We start from the raw sequence: 17,236 nt of genomic DNA on the forward strand, positions 1-17,236 counted from the left end.
GTACAGAGAGGGTTATTATCTTGATCATGGTATAAATAATTAGAGAGCGAATTAAATGGCACGTTTCATTATCCGTTTGCTACAACGTTCTATAGGGGATTTTATCTTGCGTTCACTTTTACTGGCAAAATATACTGGGCTGTTATTTCTCTTTTGGTTAAGCCAAGCTTTTGGTCAAACGATAGAAAACAAAAGCTTTGTTGATTCAAAAGCGCGTTACAAAAATAATACTTATCTAAGTCATCAACTCACTAACAACGAGATAGCAATCACAACAACATTAGGAGAACTCACGTTAACTGCCTATAGCGAGCAGGCCATTGAAGTGCACTATCACTATAAAACCCCAGACAATCAGGCGGCATTTTTACCCTCTTTTGCTATTAAAGAGCACGCCCCAACCTATAATTTTTCGCTCACTGAAACACCACAACAACTACGAGTTTCTGCCGGACAGCTTACTGCGGTTATTAATAAGTCACCGTTTAGCATTCACTACTATCAAAACGAGCAACTACTGCTTGCAGAAGAAGCAGGGTATTTTACCGGCACCGCATTAGAGGATAACCAACAACACCAGGTGCAAGGGTTTCGCTTTCATTTAAGCGACCATGAAAAACTGCTCGGCGGCGGTGAACGCATACTGGGCATGGACAGACGTCATCAGCGCATGCCGCTATATAATCGTGCTCACTACGGCTATGAAACACAATCGAACCAAATGAACTTCAGTTTACCTGCCGTTCTTTCAAGCAAAAAATATATCCTACTTTTTGACAATTCAGCTAAAGGTTGGATGGACTTAGGGAAGTCTGAGAAAAATATTATGCAATTTGAAGCCGTATCAGGTCGCATGTCTTATATTATTTTTGCTGGTAACACTTACCCTCAATTAATTAACAACTATGTTGATGTAACTGGCAAACAACCAATGCCGCCAAGGTGGGCGCTTGGTAATTACGCCTCTCGTTTTGGCTATCGCAGCGAACAAGAAGTACGAGATACTGTCAATAAATTTATCGATTTAGACTTCCCGCTTGACGCCTTAATTCTAGATTTATACTGGTTTGGTAAAGATATTAAAGGGCACATGGGTAATTTAGATTGGGATAAAACGACCTTTCCGACCCCAATAAAGATGATCAGCGATCTTAAAAAACAAGGGGTAAACACTCTATTAATTACCGAACCTTTTGTTCTCACCAGCGCTAAAAAATGGGCTGATGCAGAAAAAAATCAAGCGCTGGCAAAAGATGCCAGTGGCAATCCAAAACGTTTTGACTTTTATTTTGGCAATACCGGATTAATTGATGTTTTTAGCACTCCAGGCCAAAACTGGTTCAATAACATTTATACCGATTTATATAAACAAGGGGTTCGCGGTTGGTGGGGTGACTTAGGTGAGCCAGAAGTTCACCCTAGCGATATTCTGCACACGCTTGACAATGGCCGTGTGGTAAATGGTGATGCTATTCATAACGTTTATGGTCACCAATGGGCAAAAATGCTCTATGAAAACCAGTTAACCTTGGCACCAAGTGAACGCCCTTTTATTTTAATGCGCTCAGGTTTTGCCGGCTCACAACGCTACGGTATGATCCCTTGGACAGGCGATGTAAACCGTACTTGGGGTGGTTTAAAGCCGCAAGTAGAGTTGAGCTTACAAATGGGCGTATTAGGCATGGCATATACCCATTCCGATTTAGGCGGTTTTGCCGGTGGTGAAAGATTTAATAAAGAGCTCTATATTCGCTGGTTACAATACGGGGTGTTCCAACCCATTTATCGCCCACATGCACAAGATAACATCGCCCCAGAAGTGGTCTTTCATGATAAGGAAACCCAAGATATTTTGCGTAAATTTATCAAACTCAGATATAAAATGCTTCCCTACAATTATACCTTAGCATACCAAAATAGCAGCACTGGCATGCCGTTAATGCGCCCACTCTTTTTTGATAAAAGCTTTGAAAATGCGCTTAAAATTAATAATAACGACCTTAGCTTAATGGATAATACCACCAGCTATTTATGGGGCAATGACTTGTTAGTTACCCCCATTGTTGATGCTGGTGTTGAGTCTGTAGCCGTGCCTTTACCTAAAGGTGTTTGGTTTAATTTTTTTAACGGTAAACGCTATCAAGGCGGGCAAACAACCCCCATTAAAACCCGCTTAACAACCTTGCCTGTACTTGTGCGTGCCGGTGCTTTTATTCCTATGATTGACGATATTCAATCAACCAAAGATTATGACAGCAGTAAACTTGCAATACATTATTACCATGACAAATCAGTAAAACACAGCCAGGGCCAAATGTATGAAGACGATGGTAAAAGCTTTCAGTCACTGACAAAAAACCAGTATGAAATATTACACTTTAGCGCCAAGCAAAATAGCCATAGCAAGGCAAAGGATAACATAGTATTCTCGTTTAACCGCACGGGTAAAGGTTACCCTACTATGCCTGAAAATAGGCAAATGTCGTTAGTGATTCACCATTGGCTTATGCCGCCAAAAAGCGTCACTATTGCAGGGAAATCCATGCCGGTAATTAGTGCGCAAGTAAGTACTCCCCCAGTAAGTAGCAACACAGAAACGTTTACTGCCTACTGGAATAACAATAACAACACACTGACAGTGCAATTTACTTGGCAACACCACCCCTTAACGTTAAGTATAGAGAACTAGGTAAAGTGATACATGAACATCAAAAATAAAAAAATAGTTAATTTAATCGCCGACATTGGCGGCACCAACATTCGATTAGCCCAAGCAGATGCTCAGGCTGACGCTAAATACACTGACATTGAAGCTTATCGGTGTGCAGATTTTGCCAGCTTAATTGACGTTATTGCCTTGTACATAAAAAGCAAAAACATCGCTGATGCATGCATTAATGCTTGTTTAGCTATTGCTTGTCCAACGGATAACGATATTATTTCAATGACAAACCTGCCTTGGCAGTTTTCACAAAAAGCGTTGATCAAAACACTTAACTTAAATAGTTTAACTATGATTAACGACTATACCGCCATTGCGATGGCGATTCCGTTATTAAATGAGAATCAAAAAGTAAAAATTGGTGGTGGCGAATTTGTCGCGAACAAGCCCATTTCTGTCTGCGGCCCAGGTACGGGCTTAGGTGTTGCTAATATAGTGCCAGTATCTATAGCAGGAAAAAGCCAATGGCATTGTATTAGTGGTGAAGGCGGCCATGTCGACTTTGCTCCGGTAGGTGAACTTGAAATTAGCGTACTGCGATATTTAAATACGATAAAAGAACGCGTTTCGTACGAACAATTACTTTCAGGTTATGGTTTAGAGCAAATACATCAATCGCTAACTAACACTGACCCAGATGAAGAAGAGCCGCGGTTATCAGCGCAAGAGATTAGTCAGCGTGGCATTGAAAACACCTGCATTATCTGTCACCAAGCCATGTTAATTTTTTGCCAAGTATTAGGTAGTTTTGCCGGTAATTTAGCCTTAACCATGAATAGCCAAGGCGGTGTTTATATTGCAGGTGGCATTGTGCCACGTTTTATTGACTTCCTTAAAACCAGTAAGTTTAGAGAGCGCTTTGAAGCGAAAGGCCGCTTGTCTCATATTACTTTACAAGCACCTACCTATGTGATTACCGAAGAGCAACCGGGCCTATTAGGTGCAGCTGCTTATTTACTACAACAATAACAGTTTAGCTGGGTCAGCAATATAATTAGCTGACCCTTTTCAAATCTGCACTCTTCTTTGATAAACATTCCCTCCCTAGCAACTCACCTGGTATGAGTGCTGTTTAACACAATACACTATGTATTTTTTACACTCACCGTGTATAAAAAACCATAGTAACGCGCAGTCCAACTCGATACAAACAAAACAAAGCATTCAATTTCAACAGGTTACACATTGGCACAATTACAGCATTGCAATAGATGATTCATTCAAAAAGGAGATTACTATGAAAAACTCAATTAGCTCAATCATCATTGCAACAGCTCTCACTGTAGGTTCAACTACCGCCTATGCGGAAAATACTTGGCAAGATCAGTCAAAAGATGCATGGATTGATGGTAAAGCAGAAGCCACTTTATTATTTAGCGGTAATTTAAACTCTTTTGACATTAATACTGATGTTGCTCAAGGTGTGCTCACACTGACGGGTAAAGTTGACAGTAAAGTAGACAAAGCACTCGCTGAAGAATTAGTAGAAGGCTTAGACGGCGTTAAGTCAGTTGATAATCAATTAACTGTATTAAAGAATAAGGAAGCAAAAGATGATTCTATGCTCGCCACCCTAATGGATTCTAAAGTGGCCACTGTCGTTAAAACTAAACTGCTGGTTGAGTCTGAAGTGAATGGCTCAGATATTGACGTTGACGTAACTGATGGTACTGTTGTATTAACGGGTGAAGTGCAGTCTGACAGTGAAAAACAATTAGCGATTACCATTGCTAAAAACACGAACGATGTTAAAAATGTTATTAACAAACTCACTATTGTTAATAGCTAAAGCCTGCTTGGCTTTATGTGGAGCTTGTGTCGATAGCTTGTAGCTTACTGGCTCTTTTATACTCTAGTACTGCATTAACAGACAAATAAACAACGTAAAGCTTACAAAGTCAGTGGTTCTGCCACTGACTTTTTTATGCCTGTGCTGTTTCAATATACTATATCAATAGCCTTCTACAACAGTCACGTTAATAAGCCTTGCTCATAAAGTAATGGATTAATTTCTTACAAATTTTAGAACAGTGGTAACATACGCGCATACTTTGTTTATTGCCCTTCTGCCAAGCTGGTTACTGATTAAAAAACGAGACTAAGATGACCAAATCAACACAATTACCTGCTCAAGTTGATGCAGCTAAAAAAACCCATACAGCGCCAGCCGAGCAAGTAGTAGCGCAACAAAACTCTTTTAAAAGCCTAAAGCCTATTTTTAATTTTATTCGTCCCTACAAATTAATGGTATTTTTCGCACTTATTGCGCTGGTATTAACTGCAGGTGTTTCCTTGTCATTAGGGCAAGGCGTGAAAATGGTTATCGACAACGGCTTTGTTGCAGGCTCAGCAGAGCAACTTAAATCAGCCGTGTTTGTTATGATAGGTCTGATTTTCTTGTTAGCGTTAGGTACTTTTAGTCGTTTTTATTTAATGAGTTGGCTTGGTGAAAGAGTTATCGCTGACCTTCGTAAAGCCGTTTTTGAAAAAATCGTTATCCTACACCCTAGCTATTTTGAAAAAAACAGAAGCGGTGAGATCACCTCAAGATTAACAACCGACACCACACTATTACAGTCTATTGTTGGCTCGTCATTTTCGATGGCACTGCGCAGTGTACTCATTTTAGTGGGGGGATTGATTATGCTACTAGTGACCAATATTAAACTCACCTTAATCGTCCTTGTTTGCGTACCTGTTGTATTAATGCCCATGCTTATTTTTGGTAAACGCGTACGTAGCTTAGCTGCCAGTAGCCAAGACGCTATAGCAGATATTGGCACCTATGCCGGTGAAGTTATTCAACACATTAAAGTAGTACAAAGCTATACCCATGAAAAATCAGAGGCTACCGCTTTTGGCGGTGAAGTAGAGGCTGCCTTTTTGGTTGCCAAACGTCGAGTAAAACAACGCGCGTTTCTTATTGCGGCGGCGATATTCTTAATTTTTACCGCCATTAGCGCCATGCTATGGGTAGGCGGCAATGATGTTTTAGCAGGACGTATAACCGCCGGTGAATTAGGAGCTTTTGTTTTTTATTCCGTCATGGTGGCCATGTCGGTTGCCACGGTGGCTGAAGTTTACGGAGAGTTGCAACGCGCAGCTGGCTCTGCACAGCGACTACTGCAATTATTAAGTGTCACAAGTGCTATAGATGAGCCTAAAACACCTCAAACCTTAAATGCTAACAACAGCCTTAGTATTGCCTTTAATCATGTTAACTTTTGCTACCCGTCTAGGCCTGATAATTTGGCACTGAGTCAAATTACAATGACGGTTGCACAAGGGCAAGTCGTCGCCATTGTTGGCCCCTCAGGTGCAGGCAAAACAACCTTATTTGAAATGCTGCAACGCTTCTATGACCCACAGCAGGGCTGCATTACTTTAAATGACATCAATATACGTGATATCGCATTAGCTGAATTACGAAACTCTATGGGTACGGTACCGCAAAATCCGGTCTTGTTTAGCTCAAATGTATTGCATAATATTCGCTATGGTAACCCTGACGCCAGTGATGCCCAAGTAATAGACGCGGCTAAAAAAGCTTATGCTCATGAGTTTATTGAACAACTCCCTCAAGGCTACAATAGCTTTTTGGGTGAGCAAGGCGTGCGACTTTCTGGCGGGCAAAAACAACGTATAGCGATTGCCAGAGCAATATTAAAAGACCCCAAAATACTCTTACTCGATGAAGCAACCAGCGCACTAGACTCTGAAAGTGAGCACCATGTTCAAGCCGCCTTAAATGAACTCATGCAAAACCGTACTACTTTGATCATTGCGCACCGATTATCAACGGTTATGCATGCCGATAAAATCGTAGTGATGAATAACGGTAAAATAGTTAATACCGGCACTCATCAGGCATTATTAGCCAGTGATCTTGTATACAAACGTTTATGTGAATTACAATTTTCAGTTGATAAGTAGTGGCGGTGTTTGTTTATTGAATACGTATGTAATGAATGGCTGTTTCTCAATATTATGCGTATATTGAGATTATTGAAATGATGTTATTCAGGCGGTTCTCTTTTCCTTGTATGTCGGCGCTTTCTAAGTAAGCTGACCGCTCTTGGTCAATATACTGCCTATGCATTCCAATACCCACGTTGTTTAATATCTGTCTTGCCACATTAGACCCTAAGCACTCTTAATGGGTGCTTTTTTTATTAAACAAGTTTACATGATTTATATAAGAGTCTAAAACATGACCACGACGCATAACCTTAATAGTAGTGATATCTCTCAACGCAAGCCCCGCTTAAGCTTTTGGCAAATATGGAATGTAAGCTTCGGTTTTTTAGGGGTGCAATTTGGCTTTGCGTTACAAAACGCCAATGCCAGTCGCATCCTTTCAGACTTAGGAGCTGATTTACATTCTTTATCACTATTTTGGTTAGTCGCTCCTATTATGGGCTTGCTTATTCAGCCCATTGTTGGCGCAGCTTCAGACAAAACATGGAACCGCATTGGTCGCCGGAACCCTTATATTTTAGCTGGGGGATTTGCTGCCGCCATTGGTATGTTATTAATGCCCAACTCGGCCACCCTTGCGAGCTTTATTACGCCATTATATTTTGGTGCTATGATGCTTGCCTTGATGGACGCTTCCTTTAACTTAGCTTTTCAACCTTTTCGCGCCCTAGTCTCAGACATGGTGCCGTCAGAACAACGAAATGTTGGTTATTCTATTCAGTCATTTTTAATTAATATAGGTGCTGTTTTTGGCTCAATTTTACCGTTTGTGCTCACCAATGTTATTGGTTTAGAAAACACCGCTAGTGCAGGCTCTGTTGCACCATCTGTTATTTGGGCCTTTTACATTGGCGCTTCTGTTATGTTAGGTTCGGTCTTATGGACTGTTTTTAGAACCAAAGAATATGCACCTGGCACCAATGGTTTAGCGCTTTTAGACACCCACGTTCAAACACAGTCTCTGACTCATAAATTATCTGATTTTTTTGGTCTAATGAAAACAATGCCAAGCACGATGAAGCAATTAGCCATAGTGCAGTTTTTCTCTTGGTTTGCGTTATTTATTATGTGGGTTTACACCATGCCTGCAATTACACAACACATTTGGGATATAGAAGCTAAATGGTTTGACCCGCATTATTTAACCGCTATTGGCACTATACCTGAGCATATAGCGAAAGCGAAAGGTACTGCTGGCGACTGGGTCGGTATTATTTTTGCTGCTTATTCATTGTTTGCTGCTATTGCCTCTCTTTTTATGGCTAAAGTTGCCAATAAAATTGGCCGCAAACTCACCTACTCTTTATCATTACTGGCCGGCGCTATTGGCTACCTAAGTATTATGTTAATGCAAAACCCTGAATTAACGATGGTTAACTTAGTAATAACTCAAATTGAAGTACCTAAAGGTGCCGTTGCTTTGTTTTTACCTATGGTAGGTATTGGCACCGCTTGGGCTGCCATATTGGCCATGCCATACGCTATTTTAGCGGGTTCGTTGCCGGTAAAACAAACAGGCGTTTATATGGGGATTTTCAACTTCACTATTGCCGCACCGCAAATAATTTCAGGTATATTTGCCGGCTGGATTTTAACAGCTGTGTTTGATAATCAAGCGGTTTACATTATTATGCTAGCAGGGGGGTCGATGCTATTAGCCGCGCTGTCGGTGTACTTTGTTAAAGAGGGTGTAGAAGAGGCTTAAAAGCTACAATACGAGCTAAGTATGCCAATAATCTGTCTACAGGGAAGTAGACGTATAGGCTTTATTTGACACAAGACAGCATCCTGCTTATGTCTGCTTGATGCTATGCCCTGCATAAATAACAGCAAGCGTTGTTATTTAAAGAGTTAATCCTTGCACGCTAACCTAAGCCGCAAGACTTTCTTACAACCAACTCTGGTACTATTAAGGTGGTTGAAATTTCTTTTCCTGCTATAGATTCCAACAAGGTATTGACCAGTAACTCTCCCGCTAACTTGGTGTCTTGTTTGACGGTTGTTAAAGAGGGAAAAGTAAAGCTCGCGATCGCAATATCATCAAAACCGACTAAAGCAACTTGTTCTGGAATTGTAATATTATACTCTTGTAAAGCTCGCATAGCGCCGATGGCAATTAAATCACAGGCGGCACAAATAGCGTCAAATTTCTCGCCACTTTGAATCAGTTCACAAGCGGCTTTATAACCTGCTTCCTCTGTGTATAGTGCATTAAACTGCATGGCACTATTAACAGTTAAGCCATGGTCTTTTAGTGCTTGGCAGTATCCTTTATAGCGCTCAAAAAATTCAGGAGCATGGCTTGATGCCGTTCCTAAAAAAGCAAAATGTTGTCGGCCCGCTTTAATCACGTGCTCTGTAATTTCCTTACCACCTCTAAAGTTGTCGCAACCAATAGATACAATGGGTAGTTCTTTTACTTCTGCGCCCCAGCGAACAAAATGTGTGCCTTGTTCATTGAGTTGAATCAGCTTTTCTTGAAAATCAACATAGTCACCATAACCTAGCAAGATCAGACCATCCGCTTTTTTACTGTCTTCAAAATCAGCATGCCAATCATTACTTGCTTGTTGAAATGACACCAATAAGTCGTAACCTTTTTGCGCACAAGCTCTGGTTATGCTACCTAACATAGACAAAAAGAAAGGGTTAATGGCCGAGTCATCATTGGTAGGGTCTTCAAACAATAACAACGCAATTGTATCGCAATGTTTTGAGCGTAAATTACTGGCATTTTTGTCTACCTTGTAATTTAACTCTTTGGCAATCGCTTGAACCCTAAGCCGTGTTTCCTCATTCACTAAAGGACTGTTTCGCAACGCCCTAGACACTGTTGACTGAGAAACGCCCGCCTGATGGGCAATATCAAAAGAAGTAGCTTTTTCTTTCACTGGAACATCTCTAAATAAAGCGTTTAAAAAACAAAGTGTTTAAAAACATTGATTCAAGAATATACCTTAGCAAAGAAAAGAATACCAGTTTCATTCATTAGGTGAATTACTTTATAGGAAGCGCAAATGCCTAAAGACAAAGCATCAATGTTAACAGCCAGTAGCGATGCTGACGTAGTAGCTGAGATTGCTATAGGGATAAGGACAGCAAAAGATAAAAACCAAATAGAAACTATTTGGTTGTTATCAATATTTATTTTAGATGTCGCTTGCTGGGTTATCGAGTTTAAAAGGTGCTCTACCAGCGGTCAGCTCTCATTATTTACTTCGTTGTCGCGCGTGATACATATTCACCCGAACGAGTATCTATTTTTACTTTCTCGCCAATTTGCACAAACAAAGGTACACGAACTACCGCGCCCGTTGCTAATGTAGCAGGCTTGCCGCCTGTGCCTGCAGTATCGCCTTTTAGACCGGGATCTGTTTCTGTAATATCAATTTCAACAAAATTCGGCGGTGTGACAGAAATAGGTGAGTTGTTCCACAGCGTAATGGTACAAATGTCGCCTTCTACTAACCACTTAGTATTATCTGACACAGCTTTTTCATCGGCAGCAATTTGCTCAAATGTTTCATTATTCATAAAGTGCCAAAACTCACCATCAGCATATAAATAAGCTAACTCAACATCCATTACGTCGGCGCCCTCAACTGACTCGCCAGATTTAAACGTTTTTTCTAATACTTTGTCAGAGACCAGTTTGCGAATTTTAACTCGGTTAAAAGCTTGTCCTTTTCCCGGTTTCACTAACTCGTTTTCAATGATATTACAAGGTTCGCCGTCAAGCATGATTTTAAGACCGGCTTTAAATTGGTTGGTACTGAAGGTAGCCATAATGAATACACTCTTTAATTAATTGCCTATTACCTTCATACTACACAGTATCTCAGGTAGAACATAAGTTGAATTTAGAATTGTCGCAGATAATACCTCAAATTGACCCACAATTGCATCTTTGTGATGAAAAATCATGGCAAAAAGATTTACGTCAGGTCATCACTGACCCAAAAAAATTACTCTCTTTGCTTAATATAGATGCCGAAAAATATTTAGATCACTTTAATGCTAGGCAATTGTTCCCTGTACGTGTGCCTTTGCCTTTTATTCGCCGCATGAAACCAAACGACTTTAATGATCCCTTACTAAAACAGGTTATGCCTTTATCAAGTGAGTTCTTGCGTTCTGATGGTTTTATAACCGACCCTTTAGCAGAGCATGATACAGTGGCCGAAGGTTTGCTGCATAAATATAAAAACCGAGTATTAATGATAGTAAAAGCAGGTTGTGCTATTAATTGCCGCTATTGCTTTCGTAGGCACTTTCCTTACCAAGACAACAGCCCGAATAAACAGCGCTGGCAGCAAGCTTTACATTATATTAGCCAACACAGTGAAATTTCTGAGGTGATTTTTAGCGGCGGCGATCCTTTAATGGCCAATGACGATCACTTAGCTTGGCTCGTTAAACAAATAGAGCATATTACGCATGTAAAGCGATTACGCATTCATAGCCGCTTACCGGTTGTTATCCCTCGCCGTATCACCCAGGGGTTAATTAACTTATTAAAAGATACTCGTTTAAAAGCAACAATGGTATTGCATATTAATCATGCTAATGAGATTGATGATGATTTTGTCAATGCCCTAGAACCATTAAGAGCCGCGAGAATACCTTTATTCAACCAAAGCGTGTTACTAAAAGGCATTAATGATAATAGCCCAACTTTAATCACGCTAAGTGAGCAATTATTTGATGCTGGTATTCAGCCTTATTATTTACACTTATTTGATCCTGTCCAAGGGGCTAGTCATTTTGACGTAAAGGAACAAGAAGCCGTACGCATTGCTCAAGAGATGCTCGCCGCTCTACCCGGTTTTTTAATGCCTAAATTGGTGCGTGAAATTGCCGGACAAGCTAACAAAACCCCCATTAATCTGGCATAATTGTACGAACTACTTACCTCTTTTAGCAAAGACATTTAAAATAAAGTTAACCAATATGACAAAAGCAATTGAACAACAATTAATAGAGAACATTTCATTAATTTTAAAAAGAGCATTAACTGCAGACGCCACTTTGGCTGATTTACGTGAGCATAAAAAAGCGGGCTTTGAAGCGGTATTTAAAAAAGATGCTGGTTTTACTTGCTCTGCTAATACTTTTCAGCCCTACGTTGAAGAAGTGGCTGATGACTTATTGCATTGGCAAGCCAATAAAGAAGATCAACTGTTATTGATTCCGTTAGTGAAAAAAATTGAGCAATTATTTACTGTACTCGCTGGGTTTGAGCAAAGTCACAGCGCCTAACACATTAGGTCAAAACACTCAATACTAGCTAGCGGGTAGCTATTTTACCCGCGCTTGCTAACTAGATTACTAGATTACTAGATTACTAGCCAAAAAATACCCCGCCACCATTAGATACACAAACAAAGCACTGGCAAGGTAAACGGGTTTCAAGCCAACCCCTTTAAATTGACTAAATCGGGTTTCCATACCTAATGCCGTCATCGCCATGGTTAAGAGAACGTTATCAACTTGGTTAATACTGTCAACCACCCCTATAGGTAATAGGTTAAGTGAATTCACCCCAACAACACCAATAAAGCCAAAAGCAAACCAAGGAATAACTATTGCAACGTTACCGTTAGGCGCTAATGCATATGCTTCACTTTGGCGCTGGCATGTCGCTTTGTTTCGTTGCACTACGGTGGTTGCAAACCATACGCTTAACATCAGTAAAAAAGGGGCTAACAACATTACTCGCAGCATTTTAACAATCACCCCAGTGTGGGCAATTTCATCACTCATGGACGCACCTGCGCCCACAACATGAGCCACTTCGTGCAAGGTACCGCCAGTATAAGCTCCCATCACCTGCTCACTTAACCCTAAGACACTATGCTGATATAAAAAAGGATAAATAAACATAGCCGTTGTGCCAAAAACTACCACGGTTGCTACTGCAATGCCCGCCTTATAAGGTGCAGCTTTAATAATAGGCGCTGTTGCTAAAACAGCTGCAGCCCCACAAATTGAACTGCCCGCGCTAATTAAAATACTGGTATCACGATCAAGTTTGAATACCCGAGTACCAAGCCAACAACCTAACAAAAACGTAGAAACAACAATAATAAAACTGAGTAAAACGCCGGCAATACCGACCTCAAGCACATGTTCAAAAGTGAGACGAAAGCCATAAAAAACGATACCTGCGCGCAATAGAGTTTTAGTAGAAAAAACAATGCCTGGTTGCCAGTTTTCGGGCATTTTATTGCGTAAGCTATTTGCATAAATAATACCAATAGTAATACCAATAATTAAAGGGCTAACCGCCAAGTGTTTAAAAAATGCCAGCTCTGCTAGATAAGTGGCAGCCATCGCTAACAAAGCCACAAACAACAAGCCATTTAATATATCGCCGGGCTTATTTTTTGGAAGTGTCATACTTACGCTCTTTGTATATTTATTGTCGCTATAATGTTGAGGTTAACAACAGATGCAACGATGGACCTGAATTGCCCATCGTTTCTAGAAGACTGGTTGAGACACGTTTTATGCAGCGTTATTGATTTTATCAAGGTTTCTAAATGCATGTAGCTTATTAGGCTAACGCAGGAGCAGTAACCAAAAAACCTGCCCTGAAATATTTTTCCTTGCTGCCAAAAGATCACAAACTTAATGAAACTGATATAACATGGGGCTAAGGTAATGTTTCAAAGCCCATATTAAATAAAGTAAAAGCAAATAAATCTGCGTAAAGATCAATCGTCTTAGAAACAGGTGTACCAGCGCCGTGACCACCATCCGTTTCAATGCGAATTAACGTGGGTGCAGTACCTGCTTGTTTCGCTTGTAACTGAGCAGCAAACTTAAATGAATGTGCAGGTACAACACGATCATCATGGTCACCGGTGGTGACCATAGTCGCAGGATAACTTACGCCAGCTTTTACATTATGTACTGGTGAATAAGCTTTTAAATAGTTAAACATTTCTTCACTTTGCTCTGCAGTACCGTAGTCGTAGGCCCAACCAGCGCCAGCAGTAAAGGTATGATAACGCAGCATGTCTAACACACCAACAGCAGGCAGCGCTACTTGCATTAAATCAGGGCGTTGTGTCATTACCGCGCCAACTAATAAGCCGCCATTTGATCCTCCCTGTACGGCTAAATAGTCGCTCGACGTATAATTTTGTTCAATTAGGTATTCGCCTGCAGCAATAAAATCATCAAAGACATTTTGTTTATTTAACTGTGTGCCTGCATCATGCCATTTTTTTCCATACTCACCACCACCGCGTAAGTTGGCCACGGCATAAATACCACCTTGCTCCATCCATACTGCACGCGTAACACTAAATGATGGGGTTAAACTGATATTAAAACCACCATAGGCATATAAAAGAGTAGGGTTTTTACCATTTAACTCCAGCCCTTTTTTATAAGTAATAATCATCGGTACTTTAGTGCCATCTTTTGATGTATAAAACACTTGTTTAGACTCAAAAGCATCGCTGTTAAACTTAGCGCCAGACTTGCGGTAAATATCACTCTTACCTTGTGCTACATTATAACTATAAATAGTGCTGGGGGTTTTGTAATTGCTAAAAGTATAATACAAGGTGCGATCACCTTTTTTACCGGTAAATTCACTCACACTGCCAACGCCAGGCAAAGCAATTTCTCCTGTTTTATTACCTTGGTAGTCGTATTGGTACACTTTTGAAATAGCGTCTACCATATATTCTGCAAAAAAGTACCCACCACCCGTTGAGACACTTAATACGTGTTCAGTTTCAGGAATTAACTCTTTCCAATGTTCACGTGCAGGTGCGCTAGCGTTCACTGTCACAACTTTTTTGTTTGGCGCATCAATATTAGTCACTAAAAACAAGGTATCACCGTCGTTATCTATAACGTAGGTATCACCAAGAAACCCTTCAGAAACAGTAATTAATGGACTATTTGGCTTAGTTAAGTCTTTTAAATAAAGGTTATTACCAGAGGTGGATACTGCCCCAGATATTAATAAATAGCGATTATCTTCTGTGACACTACCGCTTACATAGCGGTGTTTTTCTTGCGCAGTTGCCCCAAATATGACTTTGTCTGAGGTTTGTGCTTGACCTAATTGATGGTAATAAAGCTTATGTTGATCCGTTTTTGCAGAAAGCTCGCTACCTTCAGGTTTGTCATAACTTGAATAATAAAAACCTTCGTTTTTATACCAAGATATACCTGAGAATTTCACATCAACTAACGGCGCTTCTAATACCTTTTTAGTGATGGCATCAATAATAATAATTTTACGCCAATCACTGCCCCCTTCTGATATTGCATAAGCAGCAACTGAGCCATCTTTAGAAAAGCTTAACTGCCCCATGGACGTTGTACCATCGTCACTAAATGTATTGGGATCTAAAAAAACTTCGGCTTCACCGCCTTCTTTTTGCCGATAAACAACATATTGGTTTTGCAGCCCGTCATTCTTATAAAAATAGGTGTAGTTACCTTCTTTAAAAGGCGCACTTATCTTCTCAAAGTTCCAAAGCTCTCCTAAACGCGATTTTAGTTGGTCGCGGTATGGAATTTGTTTTAAATAGTCAAACGTTACTGCATTCTGTTCTTTAACCCAAGCGCCAGTTTCGCTGCTGCGATCATCTTCCAACCAACGGTAAGGGTCAGCTACTGGGGTATTAAAGTAAGTGTCAACTACATTGCCTTTTGCTGTTTTAGGGTAAATCACATTTATGCCTTCTGCTTTAACGGCAACAGTTGTTGCCTTATTGTCTGTTGAATCACTACTCATTTGGTCACTGCCTGAACATCCGGCTAACGCACTAATACATAGTACCGCACCAACTAAAACCGTAGTGACTGTAGCTGGTTTCATTAAGGCCATAGTAGCCACGAAAGAAGCTCTCTTTATTATATTATTTTTCATTCAGTTTCTCGCTCAATTATTAAAACAGTATTACCCTTATATAATTACGCTTATTTGTCTGCGCTGTTGGGAAAGTTGCCTTTTGCGACCGTTAAGGAAGCATAATTATCTCACTAGTAATACTTTATCATCATATAGCACTTTACCAGACGTGATATAACCAAGCCTAGGCTTGGTGGAAACACTTAAGACACGAGCTTGAGCGTTTTTACCAGGAAACGGAATTTTATTGTTACAGTCGTTAGCCCTAATAGCGAAACTGAATGGTAAACTCATGGCGAGATCAAACGGGTAATGTTGAAATGAGGAGCATTACCCGTTTAATTTATGTGGCTGTTATACAACAGTTGTCTTGGCACTAATCATACATATGCCTATACGATATTTTTGCTTATGTTTATTTTACTAGCTTGTCTTCAAATGTCTCAGCAAACCATTTATCAAGCATCTGTTTCTCATAACCTAATGCGTCATTACGATACCTTAAGCGCCCACCCACCATAAAGTTCATATCTTTAAGCTCAACTGTAGCAGCCTCTATTTCGCTACCATCAGCATTTTCTAGTTGATAAGTGAAGTGCATGCGAGGAAAGTATATATTTTTAATAATGCGTATTCGGTCGATACCACCAGCATTAGTGTCGCCAGCTAAGTCGACATCAGTTATCTTTAACTTCAGCACTTGGTCTTCGGGTAGTTTTTTTGCAAGTTTAGTGAGGTGTTTTTCAAAATTAGCGAAGATACGCTCTCGAAAGTGTTTTCGGCCTTCATTGCCTGGGTGTATGTCACGATACTTTTTATAATCACTCCAGGTTACCTCAAGTGTCGCCGCAGAGGTAACGCTAGTGAATGATAATGCAATAAGTGACGTTAACATCATTGTGCTTAATATTTTCATAATCAAAGCCTTTTCTACTTAGCGTAAATAGAGCATAAGGCATTAGCATATATTAGTCATAATGACATTGTAAACAAATGTGATCGGTAAAAAGGCTATAAATTTTCCTCGGCAAATGAAGCTAACCGGCTACGTACAACCCCATTTAAATTAACTGTTGCGCTGCCCTCAAAATCCTTAAACCTTTCAACTATATAGGTTAAGCCCGAGGTGATGGCAGTTAAATAATTACTGTCTATTTGCGCTAAGTTACCAGAGCACACTATTTTAGTGCCTTCACCACAACGGGTAATAATGGTTTTAAGTTGTGAAGCGGTTAAGTTTTGGCACTCATCTAAGAGCACTATCGCATTTTGAATGCTGCGCCCACGCATAAAGTTAACAGATTTAAACTGTATATTCGCTTTATCCATAATGTACTCTAAACTGCCCGACATGCTTTCATCTTGCTGGTGTAATACTTCTAATGAGTCGGTAATCGCCGCTAGCCACGGCGCCATTTTCTCTTCTTCGGTGCCGGGTAAAAAACCAATAGACTCTGCTATTTCTGGCGTGCTACGAGTTACGATAATTTTATCATACAAGCCGCGCTCTACTACTTGCTCTAGGGCTGCAGCAAGCGCCAATAAGGTTTTTAGGTATTATAAATTAAAAATATACACACCGACCGACCGATTAAATGCTATGATTTATATTCATTTATCTAAAAGTCGATACGAATTTTAAGGTATACCTAAAT

The 17,236-nt window shown here is 40.2% G+C and carries 12 protein-coding genes and 1 pseudogene; 7 read left to right on the top strand and 6 right to left on the bottom strand.

The genetic code is table 11. From position 1 onward, the window contains the following. Positions 1–55 precede the first annotated feature (55 nt). The 5 genes from AC0UA9_RS06810 (at position 56) to AC0UA9_RS06830 (ending at position 8,405) form a co-directional block, all read left to right on the top strand. A complete protein-coding gene (locus AC0UA9_RS06810) occupies positions 56–2,689 on the top strand; it encodes a glycoside hydrolase family 31 protein (protein ID WP_475658755.1) in 2,634 nt (877 codons plus the stop codon). Between the two features lie 12 nt (positions 2,690–2,701). Beyond that, positions 2,702–3,691 (top strand): glucokinase, encoded by a 990-nt coding sequence (locus AC0UA9_RS06815; protein WP_475658758.1) that lies wholly within the window; start codon positions 2,702–2,704, stop codon positions 3,689–3,691. A gap of 268 nt (positions 3,692–3,959) precedes the next feature. Beyond that, entirely contained in the window at positions 3,960–4,511 is a 552-nt protein-coding gene (locus AC0UA9_RS06820; protein ID WP_475658761.1) for a BON domain-containing protein, read from the top strand. A gap of 314 nt (positions 4,512–4,825) precedes the next feature. Beyond that, entirely contained in the window at positions 4,826–6,655 is a 1,830-nt protein-coding gene (locus tag AC0UA9_RS06825) for an ABC transporter transmembrane domain-containing protein (protein ID WP_475658764.1), read from the top strand. Positions 6,656–6,932: 277 nt separating this feature from the next. Further along, a complete protein-coding gene (locus AC0UA9_RS06830) occupies positions 6,933–8,405 on the top strand; it encodes an MFS transporter (protein WP_475658766.1) in 1,473 nt (490 codons plus the stop codon). 160 nt (positions 8,406–8,565) lie between these two features. On the opposite strand, the gene AC0UA9_RS06835 is transcribed toward AC0UA9_RS06830, so the two are convergent. Together AC0UA9_RS06835 and efp are read right to left on the bottom strand one after the other, a co-directional pair. Continuing rightward, positions 8,566–9,591, bottom strand: a complete 1,026-nt coding sequence (locus AC0UA9_RS06835; RefSeq protein WP_475658770.1) for a LacI family DNA-binding transcriptional regulator — start codon at positions 9,589–9,591, stop codon at positions 8,566–8,568. Positions 9,592–9,913: 322 nt separating this feature from the next. Next, the gene (gene efp / locus AC0UA9_RS06840; protein WP_475658772.1) at positions 9,914–10,486 is read right to left on the bottom strand and encodes an elongation factor P; all 573 of its coding nucleotides are present in this window, start codon (positions 10,484–10,486) and stop codon (positions 9,914–9,916) included. Between the two features lie 68 nt (positions 10,487–10,554). Between efp and epmB the strand changes: the two genes are divergently transcribed. After that, entirely contained in the window at positions 10,555–11,595 is a 1,041-nt protein-coding gene (gene epmB, locus AC0UA9_RS06845; RefSeq protein WP_475658776.1) for an EF-P beta-lysylation protein EpmB, read from the top strand. Positions 11,596–11,650: 55 nt separating this feature from the next. Beyond that, a complete protein-coding gene (locus AC0UA9_RS06850; protein WP_475658779.1) occupies positions 11,651–11,959 on the top strand; it encodes a hypothetical protein in 309 nt (102 codons plus the stop codon). A 69-nt stretch (positions 11,960–12,028) separates the two neighbouring features. On the opposite strand, the gene AC0UA9_RS06855 is transcribed toward AC0UA9_RS06850, so the two are convergent. The 4 genes and pseudogenes from AC0UA9_RS06855 to AC0UA9_RS06870 all read right to left on the bottom strand — a co-directional run. Next, positions 12,029–13,099: a YeiH family protein gene (locus AC0UA9_RS06855; protein ID WP_475658782.1), complete on the bottom strand. Its 1,071-nt coding sequence runs from the start codon at positions 13,097–13,099 to the stop codon at positions 12,029–12,031. A gap of 256 nt (positions 13,100–13,355) precedes the next feature. After that, positions 13,356–15,548, bottom strand: coding sequence for a prolyl oligopeptidase family serine peptidase (locus AC0UA9_RS06860; RefSeq protein ID WP_475658842.1), 2,193 nt, complete (start codon positions 15,546–15,548; stop codon positions 13,356–13,358). A gap of 448 nt (positions 15,549–15,996) precedes the next feature. After that, positions 15,997–16,497 (bottom strand): DUF3016 domain-containing protein, encoded by a 501-nt coding sequence (locus tag AC0UA9_RS06865; protein WP_475658786.1) that lies wholly within the window; start codon positions 16,495–16,497, stop codon positions 15,997–15,999. Between the two features lie 95 nt (positions 16,498–16,592). Beyond that, a pseudogene (locus AC0UA9_RS06870) lies at positions 16,593–17,132 on the bottom strand (PhoH family protein); the annotation flags it as partial. Between the last annotated feature and the right edge of the window lie 104 nt (positions 17,133–17,236).

The organism is Colwellia sp. F1, assembly GCF_056238625.1.

What these genes read in the sequence shown, in the direction of transcription:
- AC0UA9_RS06810 (WP_475658755.1), top strand. Translation starts at nt 56, where the DNA reads ATGGCACGTTTCATTATCCGTTTGCTACAACGTTCTATAGGGGATTTT.
- AC0UA9_RS06815 (WP_475658758.1), top strand. Translation starts at nt 2,702, where the DNA reads ATGAACATCAAAAATAAAAAAATAGTTAATTTAATCGCCGACATTGGC.
- AC0UA9_RS06820 (WP_475658761.1), top strand. Translation starts at nt 3,960, where the DNA reads ATGAAAAACTCAATTAGCTCAATCATCATTGCAACAGCTCTCACTGTA.
- AC0UA9_RS06825 (WP_475658764.1), top strand. Translation starts at nt 4,826, where the DNA reads ATGACCAAATCAACACAATTACCTGCTCAAGTTGATGCAGCTAAAAAA.
- AC0UA9_RS06830 (WP_475658766.1), top strand. Translation starts at nt 6,933, where the DNA reads ATGACCACGACGCATAACCTTAATAGTAGTGATATCTCTCAACGCAAG.
- efp (WP_475658772.1), bottom strand. Translation starts at nt 10,486, where the DNA reads ATGGCTACCTTCAGTACCAACCAATTTAAAGCCGGTCTTAAAATCATG.
- AC0UA9_RS06850 (WP_475658779.1), top strand. Translation starts at nt 11,651, where the DNA reads ATGACAAAAGCAATTGAACAACAATTAATAGAGAACATTTCATTAATT.
- AC0UA9_RS06855 (WP_475658782.1), bottom strand. Translation starts at nt 13,099, where the DNA reads ATGACACTTCCAAAAAATAAGCCCGGCGATATATTAAATGGCTTGTTG.
- AC0UA9_RS06860 (WP_475658842.1), bottom strand. Translation starts at nt 15,548, where the DNA reads ATGAAACCAGCTACAGTCACTACGGTTTTAGTTGGTGCGGTACTATGT.
- AC0UA9_RS06865 (WP_475658786.1), bottom strand. Translation starts at nt 16,497, where the DNA reads ATGAAAATATTAAGCACAATGATGTTAACGTCACTTATTGCATTATCA.